This is a genomic window from Mycobacterium sp. 236(2023) (genome assembly GCF_029623955.1).
Classification (GTDB): domain Bacteria; phylum Actinomycetota; class Actinomycetes; order Mycobacteriales; family Mycobacteriaceae; genus Mycobacterium.
On the sequence record NZ_JARSBP010000003.1, the window covers coordinates 1,118,847 to 1,134,832 of the forward strand.

The window sequence follows — 15,986 nt, forward strand, 5'->3', positions numbered from 1 at the left end:
TACATTGAGTGAACTACGTCAGATCGCCGCGCCGGGGTTGAGGATGCCGTCGGGATCGAGTGCCTGCTTGATCCTGCGGTTCAGTTCCATCGCCTCGGGTCCGAGTTGGCCCGCAAGCCACGGCCGCTTGAGGCGGCCGACTCCGTGCTCGCCGGTGATGGTGCCGCCGAGCCCGACTGCCAGGTCCATGATTTCGCCGAACGCCTGCTGCGCCCGCCGTTCCATCGCGGCGTCGGCCGGATCGAACACGATCAGCGGATGGGTGTTCCCGTCGCCTGCGTGCGCGATCACCGAGATCATCAGGTCGCGGTCGGCGGCGATCTTCTCGACGCCGCTGACGAGGTCGGCCAGGGCGGGAAGGGGGACGCCGACGTCCTCGAGTAACAGGGAGCCTTTGGCCTCCACCGCGGGGATCGCAAACCGGCGGGCGGCGACGAACGCTTCGCCCTCGTCGGGGTCCGACGTCGAAAACACTTCTCTGGCACCGTGTTTGGTGAACACCTCGGCCATGTACTCGGCGTCCTGCGCGCCGGACGGCCCGCGGTCGTCGCTGGCGGCGACCATCATTGCGCCGGCTTCGCGGTCGAGCCCCATCTTCAGCTTGTCCTCGACGGCGTTGATCGCCGCCGAGTCCATGAACTCCAGCATCGACGGCCGGATCCTGCCGGTGATCTCCACGACCGCGTTCGCGGCGCTTTCCACGGAATCGAACGTCGCGACGACGGTGCAGGCCGCGTTCTGGGCGGGCAGCAGCTTCAACGTCACCTCGGTGACGATGCCGAGCGTGCCCTCGCTGCCGACGAACAGTTTCGTCAGCGACAACCCTGCGACGTCCTTGAGGCGCGGGCCACCGAGTCGCACCGCCGTGCCGTCGGCCAGCACCACCTGCAGGCCGAGCACGTAGTCGGTGGTCACGCCGTACTTCACGCAGCACAACCCACCGGCGTTGGTCGCGACATTGCCGCCGATGCTGCAGATCTCGTACGACGACGGGTCGGGCGGATACCAGAGGCCGTACTCGGCGACCGCCTTCTTGACTTCGGCGTTGAGCAGTCCGGGTTGCACGACGGCGGTGCGGGTCACCGGGTCGATCGCGATGTCGCGCATCTTCTCGGTGCTCAGCACGATGCCACCGTCGAGAGCTGTTGCGCCGCCTGACAATCCGGTGCCCATGCCGCGCGGGACGACCGCGACGCGGTGGGTGGTGGCCCACCGCAGGACGGTCTGCACCTCTTCGGTGCGCTGCGGCCGGACCACTGCCACCGCCGTTCCCGCGGAGGGATCCGCGGCGCGATCGTGACGGTAGGACGCCACGATGTCGGGATCGGTGACGACCGAGCCCTCGGGAAGATCGGCGATCAGGCTGGTCAGAGCATCCACAGCCGCCAGTCTAGGGGCGGGCGATGTGATGTTACGACCGTGTTACGGCTATTCTTCGACGCATGCGGGACAGTGTGGTCTTCGCCCAGGTGAAGACGTTGCAGGGCATGCGCCGGACGGCGCAGGTTTCGGCGAGCGCGTTGGAGATCCACGTGCGGGCCGTGGCGGACCGGATCGGGTCTTCGTACCCGGCGTTCGTTCCCGACGAACGCCTCGATGCGATCGCGTCGGGTCGGGTCACCACGATGGCGGCGATCGAGTTGTGCATGGCCGGCATGTGGTACCGGGCTTCGGACGGCTATGTCGTCGCCGACCTCGATCTCATCGAGCATCTCGGCCAGCCGGTGCGGCTCCGCTGGATGCGGGCGTTCGGCCGGTTTCTCAGGGAATACCTGAGTCCGGTGTAGGTGCCGGTTCATCAAGACCCCGGAGCCCGGGCAGGAACACCGCGGCGACACCCAGCGCCAGCATCGGTAGCGACAACGCCAGGAACGTGGCGTGCAGGCCGGTGGCATCCGCCAGCGGCCCGGCCAGGATCAGCCCCAGCGGGCCCGCGGCGTAGGCCAGCGATCCCATGACGCCGACCACGCGGCCGCGCAGATGCTGCGGTGCGCGTGTCTGCATCACGTAGTTATAGATCGGCGCTATCGGCCCGTAGACAAAGCCGACGACCGCGCACAGCACGAGGACGACGGGCAGTGGCGGCAAGAACGCGATGACGGTCATCGCGACGCCCAGCGTCAGCACGGCGGTCAGCATGACGGTGCGCCGCTTCATGTATTTCGACATCACGGCATAGCCGAGGGCGCCGATGAGCCCGCCGATGCTCAGCGCCATCAGCACCCAACCCAGCTGCGCCGGCTCGTTGCGGTCGGTGAAGTACTTCGGGAACAGCACGCTCTCCATCGGCATGTACAGCCCGGTGGCGGCGAGGTCGACGAACGCCAGCGTGCGCAGCACCTTGTTGTTCCACACGAACCGCAGGCCTTCGACGATCCCGGCCCACACGCCGTCTGCCATCGCCGACGGGTCCGGCCGTCCCGCCCCTTCGAGCCGCAGCACGCCGATCGCGAGGATCGACAGCACGAACGCGGTCGCGGTGACCCACATCGTGTTGATGCCGCCCAGCGTCGCGATCAGCAGGCCGCCGATGCCGGGGCCGACGATGTAGGCCAGGTTGAACACCGCTTCGTACACGGAGTTGGCGTGGTCGAGCGTCCACCCCGCCTTCGTCGCGGCCTCGGGCAGCATCGTCTCGCGCGCCGTCATCCCGGCCGGGTCGAAGAACGCGCCCAGCGCGGCCAGCCCGGCGAGGACGGCGACGTTGATGACGTCGACCCCGAACGCCAACGCCAGCACGGGGACCGCCGCCACCGACAGCCCTGAGAGTGCGTCGGCGATCATCGACACGAGCCGGCGGCCCAGCTTGTCGACGGCGGCCCCGGCGATCAGGGTCGCGACGAGTAGCGGCAGCGTCCCCGCCATCGCGACGATCGACGCGTCGAGCGCAGATCCGTTGCGCTGCAGCACCAGCCAGGGGAAGGCGACGATGGAGATGCCGTTGCCCGCGCCCGCCATCAGTGCGGCGAACAGGATCAGCAGCAGTGGGACGCGCTTACCTGAGGTGGTTTCGGTCGTCATGGGATATCGCCGGGGAATGTAGCAGTGCCGATCCCCGCCCGACTACCGGATTTTCACCACTGTGCGTCGACCTTGGCGGCGATCTGCTCGGCGATGCGCAATGCGGAGTCGCCCGGCGCCGCGCTGCAGGTGTTGACGTCGACGATGACGTTGTTGCGGTGTACCAGCGCACGGCCGCAGCCCCAGCCCGGCGCCGCCGCATCCTGCTGCATGGCGACGGTGCTCAACCGGTTGTCCTCGGCGACGATTTCGCCGCGCGTCCACCGTGATCCGCTCTGGGTGTGGCTGTACTGGTGGCAGGCGGGCCACTGGCCGACCGACGCCTCGAAGAACTCGCCGGCCTTCTCCAGGTACGGGAACAGCACGACGGCCTGCTTGACGTAGGTTTTCCAGCCATCGCCGTCGTTGAGGCTCTGATCGCGTTCCGCGCGGAAGCCGCTGTTGGCGTAAACCTGCAGTTCGCCGGCTCCGTCGACGGCTAGGCATTCGATGGGTTCCATGATGTCGCTGTGATCGGACATGGCCGTCTGCGCCTCGATGACGGTCATCGCCGGCACGCCCATCGCGGCAGCGGTCTCTTCCGGACTCAGTAGGACGTCGCCCAGTTCCCGTTCCACCAGGGGCCGGGGGATCATGGTCCGCGTCGGGGTGGCGGACTCGGCGCTACTGGTGCTCGCGCATCCGGTGACCAAGATGGCTATCCCCGCGATCGCTGCTGCTCGTCGTCGCATATGTCCTCCCCAATCGAAGCGCTCAGCGTTCAATGGTGAGCCCGCGGCACCGGTCTTTTGGCCAGGGAGAGGGTGTTTCGTGGTAACGATGAACTGTGCTTCTTGGTAACGAATGGTGATACCTCTGCCGCATCCACGAACCGGTGATCTTTTCGAGACCCCGGTGCGACCGGGCCGTGGTTGGCCGGGTGATCCGGCGACCTTGCGCACCCCGGTGGCGCACACGCCCGCGGACGTGACGGCGATGGCGACGGCGGCCAGGAATCTCAAGCAGGTCGACGCCGGGGTCTCGGTGTGCCGGGCGTGCCCTCGGCTCGTGACGTGGCGCGAAGAGGCGGCGGCGGTGAAACGCAAGTCCTATGCCGATCAACCGTATTGGGGCCGTCCGGCGCCGGGCTTCGGTGCTGCGCGGCCCCGGATCCTCGTCGTCGGCCTGGCGCCGGCGGCGCACGGCGCGAACCGCACCGGACGCGTGTTCACCGGTGACCGCTCGGGAGACTTCCTGTTCGGGTCGCTGTACCGCAACGGGCTGGCGAATCAGGAGTCCTGCACCGACAGTGCAGATGGATTGCAGCTCAACGATATTCGCGTTGTCGCGGCGGTGCGCTGCGCCCCGCCCGACAATGCGCCACTACCCGATGAACGGACGACCTGCGCGCCGTGGCTGGACGCCGAGTGGCGGCTCACGGGTGCCGGCGTGCGCGTGATCGTCGCGCTGGGCGGGTTCGCGTGGCAGTCCGTGCTGGCGCTGATCCGCCGCACCGGCGGGGCGGTTCCCACGCCGGCGCCGAAGTTCGGTCACGGCGTGACGGCGACGCTGGGCACGCCTCGAGGCTCCGTTCAGCTTCTCGGCTGCTTCCATCCCAGCCAGCAGAACACCTTCACCGGTCGGCTCACTCCCGCGATGATGGACGAGGTGTTCTCCACGGCCCGCGCCCGCGCGGGAACGTAATGCCGCCTGGCGGCGTTGCACGTTCAATGCGTCTCTCTGTCCTCGACCTCGTCCCCGTGCGCTCCGACCAGAGCACCTCCGATGCGATTGCTGCGTCGACGCTGCTGGCGCAGGCCGCTGACCGGCTCGGATACACGCGCTACTGGGTCGCTGAGCACCACAACATGCCCGCCGTCGCGGCGACCAGCCCGCCGGTGCTGATCGCGCACCTGGCCGCACACACGACGTCGCTGCGGCTGGGTTCGGGCGGCGTGATGCTGCCCAACCATGCGCCGCTGGCCGTCGCCGAGCAGTTCGCCTTGCTGGAGGCCGCCCACCCGGGCCGTATCGACCTGGGCATCGGGCGCGCACCGGGCTCCGATCCGGTGACGTCGATGGCGCTGCGCGGTGCCGCGGGCCGCGACGACACCGACATCGAGGCGTTCCCCGAATACCTCGACGACGTCGTCAAGCTGATGAGCAGCAAGGGTGTGCGGGTGCCGCTGCCGCGTGACCTGATGCGGGACAACTACATCCTCAAGGCCACCCCGGCCGCGGTCACCGAGCCGCGGTTGTGGTTGTTGGGCTCCTCGATGTACTCGGCGCGTCTGGCGGCGGCGAAAGGTCTGCCGTATGTGTTCGCCCACCATTTCGCGGGCCAGGGCACCATCGAGGCGCTGCAGCTCTACCGCGCCAACTTCCGGCCCAGCGAGCTGACGCCCGAACCGGTGACGTTCCTGACGGTCAACGCCGTTGTCGCCGAAACCCGGGACGAGGCACTGCGTTTGCTTCTGCCCAACCTGCAGATGATGGGCCGGCTGCGGACCGGCCAACCGCTCATCCCGATCGACCTCGTCGAGGATGCCGAAGCGACAGACCTCGGCCCGCGGGCGCAGCAGGTGATCGAGGGAGGACTTCGACAGGCCGTGGTCGGGTCACCGTCCGAAGCCGCGGATCAGGTCCGTGCGCTGGCCGACAAGTTCGGCGTCGACGAAGTGATGGTGCACCCGGTCGCGTCGGCCTACCGCGGCGTGAACCCCGCGACGGCGCCGGCCCGCGAGGCCACGCTGGAACTGCTGGCCAAGGAGCTCTTCTAGACCTTCGGCGTCAGCCGCACGGTGTGAGTCGAACAATAGGAATCGGTCGCGTCGTGCGCTTCTGATAGCCGTTGTAGCGGTTGGAATTGCCGTCGTTGACGACCTTCCACATGCGGGCATAGTCCGCGTCCTCGGGTAGCAGCGGTGTCGCCGTGACGGCGAATCGCTGTGGGCCGACGTTGATCTCGACGTCGGGGTTGGCTTTGAGGTTGTGGTACCAGCCGGGCGCCTTCGGGTCGCCGCCCTTGGAGGCGACGACGTAATAGCTGCCGCCGTCCGGAAAGTAGGACAGCGTGTTGGTGCGCTGCTTGCCGGTTTTCGCGCCGACGGTGTGCAGGAGCAGCGACGGTGCGACACCGGGCAGCGGGATCTTGTGCCCGATACGGCCGTCGGTGCTCTTGTACAACTTGTCGTGCAGCATCAGGATCCGGTATCCGACGTTCTGCTCGAGCCAGAGTGCGATGCCCATGGGGTCAATCCTTCTCGGCGGCGTCGAGTTGCGCCAGTGCTTCGCGCAGCAGGCGTCCCGTTTCCTCGCGGTCGGAGTCCTTGCGGACGAGCATGCCCTTGGCGAAGGACAGCTTGTCGCCGTCGCGGCGCGGCACAACGTGCAGGTGAATGTGGAAGACGGTCTGGAAGGCCGCCTTGCCGTCGTTGATGGCGATGTTGTTGCCGTCGGCGTGGAGCCCGGAGGTTCGTGCGGCTTTGGCGATGCGCTGACCGATGGCCGTCATGCGGCCCAGCGTCTCGGCCGGGGTGTCGGTCAGGTCGACGGTGTGGATCTTGGGGATCACCAGCGTGTGGCCCCGGGTGAACGGCCGGATGTCGAGGATGGCGAGGTAGTCGTCGTCCTCGTAGATCGTGATGGCAGGAGCCTCACCGTCGACGATGGCACAGAACACGCAGGACATCACGCCACGCTAGTTCACGTTCGTGGCCGCCCATTCGCCCAGTCGGCGGTCCCGCTCCTCCGCGGAGACGTCCTCGACTCGCGTCATCACGGTCCAGCGGACACCGAACGGGTCTCTGATCGACGCGAACCGGTCGCCGGTCGCGAAGTCCTGGGGCGCCTCCCGGATCGTCGCGCCGGCCTTCTCGGCCCGGGTGACGACGCCGTCGACGTCCGGGCAGTAGTGCGCGAGCGAATAGGTGACGACGTCGGCGTTCGGTGCCGGTGCGGCTATTCCGTAGGCGTCCGCGGGGTCGCCGAGCTGCAGACGGCCGTTACCGAAGTCGAGCTCGGCGTGCGCGATGGTGCCGTCGGGGCCGTCCATCTTCTCGACGAGCGTCGCGCCGAAGACCTCGGTGTAGAAGTCGATGGCCGCAGACGCGCCGGCAACGCACAGGAATGGGGTAAGGCTGGTGTATCCCGCAGGAATCGGTTCAACAGACATGTCCCGAGTTTCGTAGTGTCGTAGCCGTGGGTGCTTGGAAAAATCCGACATCCGGGCAGCCGCTGCGCGGCGTGGTCGGGCGCCCGGCCAGTTCGTCGGTGTTCGACCTGCAGCGGTGGGCGCCCAGCGCAGCGACGGAACGCTATGTCGAGCATTTGTGGTCCGTGACATGGGATCTGCGCGGGGCGGACCCGTTCGACAGCTCCGTCATCACTTTTCCGTCGATGCATATCACCCACGAGTGGGGAACCGATGGTGCGCGACACGGCTTCTCGCTGCCGAATACGCTGGTGCACGGCGTCGTCGAGCGTGTCTTCCACACGACGATCAGCCAGCAGGGGTGGGTCGTCGGCGCACGTTTTCGACCCGGGGGGTTCACGGCCCGCTTCGGTGGTGACGCGTCGACGATGACGGGGCGTGTGCAACCGGTGCCCGACGATCTGTTCGGGGCGTCGGCCCGTCTGGAGGACGACGTCGACGCCGCCGGAGTGCATCTGGACCGTCTTATCGCCCAGCCTGTCGAACCGGATTCCACGTACCCGGTGTTGACGGCGCTCGTCGACCGGATCAGGGACGACACCAAAATTCACCGCGTGGAGCAGGCGATGAGCCACTCGCCCTGGAGCGAGCGCACCACCCAGAGGGTGTTCCGCCGCTACGTCGGCGTCCCGGTGAAGTGGGTGCTGTGCCGGTACCGGCTGCAGAACGCCGCACTGGCGATCGAGACCGACCCCGGTGTCGACTTCGCGGACCTGGCGGTCCGGCTCGGATGGTATGACCAGGCGCATTTCATCAACGACTTCCGCGCGATGCTCGGCGCGACGCCGGGGGGGTATGCGGCTAGGTACGGGCCGCGGCCGTGATCTGGCCCCAGGCCGCCAGTTTCGCGGCGAAGGACAACGTGTGGGCGGGGCTGGTCGATGGAAGCCTGGTTGCGGATGTCGGCTTCCCGACGAGACGCAGGTAGTTCTTCTCTGCCGCTGCGCCGTTGAAGTACACCTGCGTGATCGTCGGGTGCTCGGTGAAGAATGTGCCGAAATCGTTGGCCACCATACTGTCTGGTTCGACGGCCGAGTCGAGGCTGCCGACTCTGCGGCAGTGCTTGAGGACATCCCAGACGGCGACGCCGGCCGCCGTCAACGCGGTCACCCGGTCCTCGTACGGTGCGGCGGGGTCGAACCCGAAGAGCGTGCCGGTGATGGGCCAGAACGCGTTGCGCGGATGCGCGTAGTACTGGTGGGCCTGCAGTGACGCAACACCGGGCATGTTCCCGAGGATGAGCACCCGCACTCCGGGTGCCCTCAGCGGCGGGAAGCCCTGCAGCGTCATGGTTCCGACCGTATACGTTGGGAACGTGGCCGAAGACTTCGATCTGGATTCAGCAGGGCTGCTCGACGGGCTCGAGGGAGATGCGCGCGCCGAACGTGCCGAGTTGATCCGCTGGCTGATGGAGCGCGGTGTCTCCGTGAACCAGATCCGCAGCAATCCCGCGCCGATTCTGTTGGGTGCGCGGCGGGTGATCGGCGACGACGGTCAGTACGTGTCGGCGCGTCAGGCGGCGGAGAAGGCCGGCGTCGAACTCGAGCTGTTCGAACGGATACAGCGGGCCATGGGGCTGCCGCGGGTCGACGATCCGGACGCGGACGTTCTCCTGCGTGCCGACGCCGAAGCGGCCAAGTTCACCCGTGACTTCCTGGACGTGGGCATCGATCCCGACGAGCTCGTGCAGACCACCCGACTTCTCAGCGACGGGTTGTCACGGGCGGCGGAGGCGATGCGATACACCGCGCTCGCCGCCGTGCTACGCCCGGGCGCAACGGAATTGGAGGTCGCCCAGGCATCGGAGAAGTTGGTGGGCAGTGTCGCTCCGATCCTGGGGCCGATGATCCACGAGGTGCTGCTGCTGCAACTGCGCCACGCGATCGAGACGGAAGCCGTGAATGCGATAGAGCGCGCCGAGGGGCAGCACCTGCCTGGAGCGCGCATGGTGACGATAGGGTTCGCCGATCTGGTCGGCTTCACCAGTCTCGGCGAGGCGTTGCCGCCAGAGGAGCTCGAACGCCTTGCCCAGCATCTCGCGGACCTGACCCGCGAAATCGCCGTCGCACCAGTGCGATTCATCAAGACGATCGGCGACGAGGTGATGCTTGTCAGCACCGAGCCGGCACCGCTGCTGGAGGCGCTCCTGCACCTGGTCGACGCGACAGAAGGCGATGACGACTTCCCTCGGTTGCGGGCCGGGATCGCGACCGGCATGGCGGTGAGCCGCGAAGGGGATTGGTTCGGCAGCCCGGTCAATCTCGCGGCGCGGGTCACGAGCGCAGCCCGGCCCGGGACGGTGCTGGTCGCTGAATCCGCGCGGGAGGCGATCGGCGACGATGACCGCTTCTCGTGGTCGTTCGCCGGCGCGAAGCACCTCAAGGGGATCAAGCCGGACGTGAAGACCTTCAGGGCGCGTCGCGCGGAGTCTTGATCTTCTCCGCACCGGTGATTATCGGCCCAAAGTGTTGTCGCGCTACTGAATTGAGCCAGCGCTGACTGGCGATCTCCCAGACCGTCTCGACGAACTCGCGTCCATCTTCGACGAGGGTGTGACGGTCGATCTGACGGTAGCCCAGCCTGGCTGAGACGGCATGGCTGCTCGCGTTGTCTTGAAGTGCCCAGGGGCTGCGCGATGCGCTCCATCGAGGGCGATGAAGAGGCCAAATTGTGGCCAACGGCTGATGTATTCACCACGATCGGCCATCAATTCACAGTAGCGGCCGTTGCTCAGAAATTTCTTCTGTCACTTGGGTTTCTGTGGTCACATCCCGGGTCCGACTTGTCGGTGTGTCGAACTAGTGTTCGAAAAATGGATGTGGTCGCAGACGCGCTGGCGGGGATGGGTGAGCAGATCACCATCTTGGCCAAGGCGTGCGACGAGTTGTCCCACCGCGAGTTGGTCCGTTTGCTTTCTGACCTGACGACGGTGCTGCGCACGGTGCCGACGCTGGAGCATCAGATTCTGGCACGGTTGACTGACGAGACTGAGCCGCATCGGTTGGGGGAGGCGTCGTGGAAGAAGGTGCTGACCACGGCGCTGCGGTGTAGTGAGACAGACGCCTCCCGCCGGTTGCGAAGGGCCGAGGAACTGGGCCCACGAAGGGCGATGACCGGGGAACCGTTGCCGCCGCAGTATGCCTGGACCGCCGCCGCGCAAGCCCGCGGTGTACTGGGTGAGGAGCATGTGAAGGTCATCGCAGACTTTCACAAGGCGCTGCCGTCATGGGTCGATCCCGGTACCCGCGACGATGCCGATCGCGAACTGGCTGCTGCCGGTGCGGGGTTGGGGCCTGAAGCGTTGCGTCAGGCCGCTACCCGGCTGGTGAACACGATCGATCAGGACGGACCCGAGCCGACCGATGCTGAGGTCGCGCGCAAGTGTTATCTGACGCTAGGACCACAGCAGCGCGATGGGACGCGGTCATTTCGAGGCCGCGTCGATGCCGAGACCGGTGCGTACCTGGAGGCGGTGCTGGCGAAAGAGGCTGCACCCGGAATGAACAACCCCGCCGACGAACCGACCACGGATTCTGAGCCGACGGATGATTTTGAGCCGCCTGCCGAACCGGCGGATGCCGAGCCAACTGCTGACTCTGAGCCGACCGCTGACGCGGACGCCGAGCGGGCTTGCCGGGACACGCGGACTCAAGGTCAGCGCAACCACGATGCCCTCAAAGCCCTGACTCGTCGTCAGCTGGAAACCGGACTAGGCACTCACAACGGGCTTCCGGTCACTGTGATCGTGTCGACGACCTTGCAGGAGCTCGAGAAGGGCGCCGGGGTAGGCGTCACCGGCGGCGGGAGCCTGTTGCCGATGCGGGATCTGATCCGAATGGCCGCGAACGCATTCCACTACCTGTACATCTACGACAAGTACACCGAAGAATCGCTGTATCTCGGCCGCACCAAACGCCTCGCCAACGCAGCCCAGCGAATCGTCCTGCATGGCAAGGAACGTGGCTGCACACGGCCTGGTTGCAGCGTGCCCGGGTATTGGGCCCAGGTCCACCATGCGGTCGCGGACTGGAAAGACGACGGACAGACCAACATTGACGAGCTGACCTTCGCCTGCGGACCCGATCACCGCATGCTCGACAAGACCGGATGGCGCACGCGCAAGAATGCGAAAGGCCAGACCGAATGGCTGCCGCCTCCCGGTCTCGACACCGGACAACATCGCGTCAACAATTATCACCACCCCGAGAGATATCTGCTCCCCGAAGGCGACCCACCCGAGGGATGACGTCCCGTGACGGGCCAAAAACCCGTTGATGCGAGACTGACCGTCGCGCTACCGTTTTCAGCCACGGACGAGACGGCCATCGGTGAACTCTCACGCCTGATTCCGGTGGAGTCGCGCTATCACGGCGTCGATCCAGACGTGTGATCGGTGGGGTGGGAAGCTACGAGCTCGCCCTCGGGTACAGCCTCATCTTCTGGCCGCGGTTCGTCGAGTTCGAGGATTATGTTGTCCGAGAAGACTTTGCGCTCGACCTGCTGCGTGACGTGAAGAGACCGACCCCAGATGGTCCGTCGAGGCATTGCTCAACCACATCCATCTCGGTGACCTCCACATGTGCGCTCAGTCGAACGGTCTCCAACTTCAGTATCTCGGCCGAGTGCTCAAGGAGATCCACGAGGTGAAGCTTGCTCACGATTTCCCCGACCGGCGGTTCACCGTCGAGTTCAACGATGTGCTTGTTGATGGCTGGCTCGACTGGTGTCAGCGCGACGGGGTGAACGCGCGCAGGCGCAGACTGTTGCTCACCACGAAGACCGAACTGAAAGCCATTGCGGCGCCGGCGATCATCGGGTTGAGCAGTCCCGCCGCGGCGAGCGGCAGCGCGGCGATGTTGTACGCGAACGCCCAGAACAAGTTGCTCTTGATGGTGCTCAACGTCTTGCGGGACAAGCGAATCGCATCGGGTACCGCCCGCAGGTCGTTGCTCACCAGCGTCAGGTCGCTGGCCTCGATGGCGACATCGGTGCCGCCGCCCATCGCCAACCCGAGATCCGCCTGCGCCAGCGCGGCCGCATCGTTGACCCCGTCGCCGACCATCGCCACGACCTTGCCCTCGGCCTGCAGCCGCGTGACGGTGTCGACCTTGTCCTGCGGCAGCACCCCCGCGACCACCTCGTCGATCCCGACCTCCGCCGCAACGGTGCGTGCCACTGCCTCGTTGTCGCCGGTCACCATGATCGGCGTCAGCCCGATACGCTTGAGCAGCGAAACCGCTTCCGCAGAAGTCGGTTTGACCGCATCGGCGACCATCAGGACTCCGCGGGCGCGGCCGTCCCAGCCCACCACGACTGCAGTCCGACCGTCGGATTCGGCCCGCGCGACGGCATCGGCAAGCTCGTCGGAAACTTCGAACGACCGGTCCACCATCAATCGCAGCCGGCCCAGCACCACGCGGCGCCCCTCGACGTCACCCTCGACGCCAAGTCCCCGCAGATTCGTGAATCCACCGACGGCGGGCACATCGCCGAGCTTCTCGCGCGCACCAGCTGTGATCGCCGCCGCGATCGGGTGCTCCGACGGACTCTCCACCGCGCCCGCCGACCGCAACACCTCGTCGGGCTGCTCGCCGTCGGCGGCGAACACGTCGACCAGCGTCATGCTTCCCGTGGTGACCGTGCCCGTCTTGTCGACGATGACGGTGTCCACCCGCCGTGTCGACTCCAGCACCTCAGGCCCCTTGATCAGGATGCCGAGCTGAGCTCCGCGTCCGGTGCCGACCATCAGCGCCATCGGCGTCGCGAGGCCCAGCGCGCACGGGCACGCGATGATCAGCACCGCCACCGCCGCGGTGAACGCCGCCGCGACAGAAACTCCACTGCCGATCCAGAACCCCAGCGTGGCCACCGAGAGCGCAAGGACGATCGGCACAAAGATCCCGGAAATCCGGTCGGCAAGCCGCTGCGCCTGAGCTTTTCCGTTCTGGGCGTCCTCGACCAGCCGCGCCATCTGTGCGAGCTGAGAATCGGCGCCGACGCGCTCGGCACGCACCACGAGCCTGCCATCGACGTTGACCGTCGCGCCGACGACCTGGGAGCCCGCGGCCACCTCGACCGGCACCGACTCACCCGTCAGCATCGACGCATCGACCGCCGATGCGCCCTCGACGACCACGCCGTCGGCGGCGATCTTCTCGCCGGGACGCACCACGAACTCGTCCCCGATCGCCAGCTGGTCGATCGGAATGCGTTGCTCTACACCATCTCTGCGAACAGTGACGTCTTTGGCGCCCATATCGAGCAATGCCCGCAGCGCCGCACCGGCGCGGCGTTTGGCTCGTGCTTCGAAGTACCGGCCCGCCAGGATGAACGTCGTCACCCCGGCCGCCGCTTCGAGATAGATGTTGCCGCTGCCGTCGGTCCGGGCGATCGTCAGCTCGAAGGCGTGCACCATCCCCGGCACGCCCGCGGTGCCCCAGAACAAGGCGTAGATCGACCAGCCGAACGCCGCCAGCGTGCCGACCGAGATCAGCGTGTCCATCGTCGCAGCGCCGTGCCGCAGGTTGGCCCATGCGGCCTGGTGGAACGGCAGCGCACCCCAAACCACCACCGGTGCAGCCAAAGTCAGCGACAGCCACTGCCAGTATGGGAACTGCCACGCGGGCACCATCGCCATCGCGATCACCGGGACGGACAGCGCCACGCAGATCAGCAGCCGCTGCCGCAGCGCCGCGGTGGGATCGGGCGCGTCGTCAGGCTCGTCGACGACCGCGGGGAGTGCCGCCTGATAGCCCGCCGATTCGACGGCCGAGACCAATTCGTCGGGGGAGATGCTGTCACCGAATTCCACGCGCGCCTTCTCGGTCGCGAAGTTGACCGTCGCGGCGACACCGTCGAGCTTGTTGAGCTTCTTCTCGACCCGGGCGGCGCACGACGCACACGTCATACCGCCGATGGTCAGTTCGACGGTGTTCATTGCCCGTCACCCTCGTGGGGATGAACTCCCGTCGGATGGGGCACGGCGACATCGGGGCCGGGGCCGACCGCGTTGCCGACCCACAGCGACGCGGCGAACACGACGACGAGCAGCGCGACGAACGCGGCGATCTTGGCAGGAGCGGTCATGGCGTGACGCCTCAGCCCGCCAGCGTGTAGCCGGCCTCTTCGACGGCCGCCCGGATCGCATCGTCGTCGACGGGGGTTTCGCTGGCGATCGTGACCGTGCCGCTGGACACGTCCACATCGACGCTGCTGACGCCCGGAATGTGCGTGAGTTCGGCACGCACCGAGTTGGCGCATCCGCCGCAGCTCATACCCTCGACGGTGATGGTGGTGGTCACGGTTCTCCTCTCGGCGTCGCTTGACTGATATGTACCATACCCCCCTAGGGTATGAATTATTCCCGTACGTCCGAGAAGGGAGTTCGAAGGTGTTGTCGAAACGCAGTCTGCTGGTCGGAATGGCCACCGTGGGGGCCTCCGTCGCGCTGCTGTCCGGGTGCAGCGACGTCGGCACGGAAGCGGCCGAGCACGATCACCAGACGCACGAGCACGAGCCGACCTCGCAGGCAGCCGACGGTGCACACAACGAGGCGGACATGACCTTCGCCCGCGACATGATTCCCCACCACGAGCAGGCCATCGTGATGAGCGACATCATCCTGGCCAAGCAGGGCATCGATCCGCGCGTGACCGAGCTGGCCGACCAGATCAAGACGGCGCAGGGTCCCGAGATCGCCACCATGCAGCAGTGGCTGACCGCCTGGGGTGCCCAGGCCCCGTCTGGTCATGAGGGGCACGACATGGGCGATATGGGCGGTGACCATGCCGAGATGGGGATGATGACCGACGAGCAACTCGACCAGCTGCGCCAGGCGCAGGGCGTCGATGCCGCCCGCCAGTTCCTCACCGGCATGATCGCCCACCACGAAGGCGCGGTGAGGATGGCGCAGACCGAGGTCGACACCGGCCAGGATCAGGCCGCAGTGCACCTTGCGCACGAGATCATCGAGACGCAGCAGCGTGAGATCGACACGATGAAGGGCGTCCTCGGCTCACTGTAGGTTCGCGTCATGCGAATCCTCGTGCAGCGCGTCACCTCTGCCCGCGTGACAGTCGCGGGAGCGATCGTCGGCGAGATCAATCCGGACACCCAGGGGCTGCTCGCACTCGTCGGCGTCACCCACGACGACGATGCCAGCAAGGCGCAACGGCTGGCGGAAAAGCTCTGGACGCTAAGGATTCTCGACGACGAGAAGTCTGCCAGTGACATCGGTGCGCCGGTGCTGGTCGTCAGCCAGTTCACGCTGTACGGAAACACCACGAAGGGGCGACGGCCGACGTGGAATGCCGCCGCCCCCGGGACGATCGCCGAACCGCTCGTCGACAGGTTCGCCGCTGCGCTGACCACGCTCGGCGCCGAGGTGTCCACCGGCGTCTTCGGTGCCGACATGAAAGTCGAACTCGTCAACGACGGTCCGGTCACGGTCCTGCTCGAACAGTGAACCCCCACGGTAGGAGAGGCTCGTCCTACCACGGGTGGAGAACAAGATCGGCTTTGAGCACGATGTGCCCGGCGCCGCATCTTCGTAGCGTCGATGCATGGCAGCAATCAACCCGGGAATTGTCCGGGCTCGCAGACTCTTTCGGTATCGGATCCTCTACTGGCTGATCGGTGCTCCCGATCGAAGGTGGTCGGAGGCCACCACGGCCCGTCAGGAGCGCCGACGGGACAGAAAGACCCAGCGCCCGCACCGTCGTGAGGACTTCATCGAAGAAGCCGCGATGATGCGGGAGATGCGCCGACTGTGAGG

19 protein-coding genes are annotated in these 15,986 nt (G+C 66.7%); 9 read left to right on the top strand and 10 right to left on the bottom strand.

The window, feature by feature from the left end:
- Positions 1-18: 18 nt before the first annotated feature.
- Positions 19-1,380 (bottom strand): FAD-linked oxidase C-terminal domain-containing protein, encoded by a 1,362-nt coding sequence (locus P9A17_RS16745; protein ID WP_278039740.1) that lies wholly within the window; start codon positions 1,378-1,380, stop codon positions 19-21.
- Between the two features lie 62 nt (positions 1,381-1,442).
- Here P9A17_RS16745 and P9A17_RS16750 point away from each other — a divergent pair, with 62 nt between their 5' ends.
- On the top strand, positions 1,443-1,787 hold the full coding sequence (locus tag P9A17_RS16750) for a hypothetical protein (RefSeq protein WP_278039741.1): 345 nt from the start codon (positions 1,443-1,445) through the stop codon (positions 1,785-1,787).
- On the opposite strand, the gene P9A17_RS16755 is transcribed toward P9A17_RS16750, so the two are convergent.
- Together P9A17_RS16755 and P9A17_RS16760 are read right to left on the bottom strand one after the other, a co-directional pair.
- Positions 1,762-3,021, bottom strand: coding sequence for an MFS transporter (locus P9A17_RS16755; protein WP_278039742.1), 1,260 nt, complete (start codon positions 3,019-3,021; stop codon positions 1,762-1,764). The two genes, P9A17_RS16750 and P9A17_RS16755, sit on opposite strands and share 26 nt — an antisense overlap.
- Before the next feature lie 53 nt (positions 3,022-3,074).
- A complete protein-coding gene (locus P9A17_RS16760; protein ID WP_278039743.1) occupies positions 3,075-3,752 on the bottom strand; it encodes a sensor domain-containing protein in 678 nt (225 codons plus the stop codon).
- A gap of 112 nt (positions 3,753-3,864) precedes the next feature.
- Between P9A17_RS16760 and P9A17_RS16765 the strand changes: the two genes are divergently transcribed.
- Positions 3,865-4,704 carry a uracil-DNA glycosylase gene (locus P9A17_RS16765; protein WP_278039744.1) on the top strand — a complete coding sequence of 280 codons (840 nt, stop codon included), beginning with the start codon at positions 3,865-3,867 and terminating at the stop codon, positions 4,702-4,704.
- A gap of 26 nt (positions 4,705-4,730) precedes the next feature.
- Positions 4,731-5,780 carry an LLM class flavin-dependent oxidoreductase gene (locus P9A17_RS16770; RefSeq protein ID WP_278039745.1) on the top strand — a complete coding sequence of 350 codons (1,050 nt, stop codon included), beginning with the start codon at positions 4,731-4,733 and terminating at the stop codon, positions 5,778-5,780.
- 10 nt (positions 5,781-5,790) lie between these two features.
- Here P9A17_RS16770 and P9A17_RS16775 read toward each other — a convergent pair whose 3' ends face one another.
- From P9A17_RS16775 to P9A17_RS16785, 3 genes are read right to left on the bottom strand one after another with little or no spacing between them, the layout of a single operon-like run.
- A complete protein-coding gene (locus P9A17_RS16775) occupies positions 5,791-6,249 on the bottom strand; it encodes a nitroreductase family deazaflavin-dependent oxidoreductase (protein ID WP_278039746.1) in 459 nt (152 codons plus the stop codon).
- Between the two features lie 4 nt (positions 6,250-6,253).
- Positions 6,254-6,691: an HIT family protein gene (locus P9A17_RS16780; protein WP_278039747.1), complete on the bottom strand. Its 438-nt coding sequence runs from the start codon at positions 6,689-6,691 to the stop codon at positions 6,254-6,256.
- A 9-nt stretch (positions 6,692-6,700) separates the two neighbouring features.
- The gene (locus tag P9A17_RS16785) at positions 6,701-7,174 is read right to left on the bottom strand and encodes a VOC family protein (RefSeq protein ID WP_278039748.1); all 474 of its coding nucleotides are present in this window, start codon (positions 7,172-7,174) and stop codon (positions 6,701-6,703) included.
- A gap of 26 nt (positions 7,175-7,200) precedes the next feature.
- On the opposite strand from P9A17_RS16785, the gene P9A17_RS16790 reads away from it, so the two are divergent.
- Positions 7,201-8,037, top strand: a complete 837-nt coding sequence (locus P9A17_RS16790; RefSeq protein ID WP_278039749.1) for a helix-turn-helix domain-containing protein — start codon at positions 7,201-7,203, stop codon at positions 8,035-8,037.
- Here P9A17_RS16790 and P9A17_RS16795 read toward each other — a convergent pair.
- The gene (locus P9A17_RS16795; protein WP_278039750.1) at positions 8,015-8,503 is read right to left on the bottom strand and encodes a DNA-deoxyinosine glycosylase; all 489 of its coding nucleotides are present in this window, start codon (positions 8,501-8,503) and stop codon (positions 8,015-8,017) included. The genes P9A17_RS16790 and P9A17_RS16795 overlap by 23 nt on opposite strands.
- Positions 8,504-8,528: 25 nt before the next feature.
- On the opposite strand from P9A17_RS16795, the gene P9A17_RS16800 reads away from it, so the two are divergent.
- A complete protein-coding gene (locus tag P9A17_RS16800; protein ID WP_278039751.1) occupies positions 8,529-9,647 on the top strand; it encodes an adenylate/guanylate cyclase domain-containing protein in 1,119 nt (372 codons plus the stop codon).
- A gap of 378 nt (positions 9,648-10,025) precedes the next feature.
- Positions 10,026-11,459, top strand: coding sequence for an HNH endonuclease signature motif containing protein (locus P9A17_RS16805; RefSeq protein ID WP_278039752.1), 1,434 nt, complete (start codon positions 10,026-10,028; stop codon positions 11,457-11,459).
- A 480-nt stretch (positions 11,460-11,939) separates the two neighbouring features.
- Here the strand turns inward: P9A17_RS16805 and P9A17_RS16810 are convergent, their stop codons facing one another.
- The 3 genes from P9A17_RS16810 to P9A17_RS16820 are packed head-to-tail and all read right to left on the bottom strand — an operon-like array spanning position 11,940 to position 14,514.
- The gene (locus tag P9A17_RS16810) at positions 11,940-14,150 is read right to left on the bottom strand and encodes a heavy metal translocating P-type ATPase (RefSeq protein ID WP_278039753.1); all 2,211 of its coding nucleotides are present in this window, start codon (positions 14,148-14,150) and stop codon (positions 11,940-11,942) included.
- The gene (locus tag P9A17_RS16815; protein WP_278039754.1) at positions 14,147-14,299 is read right to left on the bottom strand and encodes a hypothetical protein; all 153 of its coding nucleotides are present in this window, start codon (positions 14,297-14,299) and stop codon (positions 14,147-14,149) included. Before P9A17_RS16815 ends, P9A17_RS16810 begins: the two co-directional genes overlap by 4 nt.
- 11 nt (positions 14,300-14,310) lie before the next feature.
- Entirely contained in the window at positions 14,311-14,514 is a 204-nt protein-coding gene (locus tag P9A17_RS16820; protein WP_278039755.1) for a heavy-metal-associated domain-containing protein, read from the bottom strand.
- Positions 14,515-14,603: 89 nt separating this feature from the next.
- Here P9A17_RS16820 and P9A17_RS16825 point away from each other — a divergent pair, with 89 nt between their 5' ends.
- The 3 genes from P9A17_RS16825 (at position 14,604) to P9A17_RS16835 (ending at position 15,984) form a co-directional block, all read left to right on the top strand.
- Positions 14,604-15,236 (top strand): DUF305 domain-containing protein, encoded by a 633-nt coding sequence (locus P9A17_RS16825; RefSeq protein ID WP_278039756.1) that lies wholly within the window; start codon positions 14,604-14,606, stop codon positions 15,234-15,236.
- 9 nt (positions 15,237-15,245) lie between these two features.
- Entirely contained in the window at positions 15,246-15,677 is a 432-nt protein-coding gene (gene dtd / locus P9A17_RS16830; protein ID WP_278039757.1) for a D-aminoacyl-tRNA deacylase, read from the top strand.
- A gap of 97 nt (positions 15,678-15,774) precedes the next feature.
- The gene (locus P9A17_RS16835) at positions 15,775-15,984 is read left to right on the top strand and encodes a hypothetical protein (protein WP_278039758.1); all 210 of its coding nucleotides are present in this window, start codon (positions 15,775-15,777) and stop codon (positions 15,982-15,984) included.
- Positions 15,985-15,986: the final 2 nt, after the last annotated feature.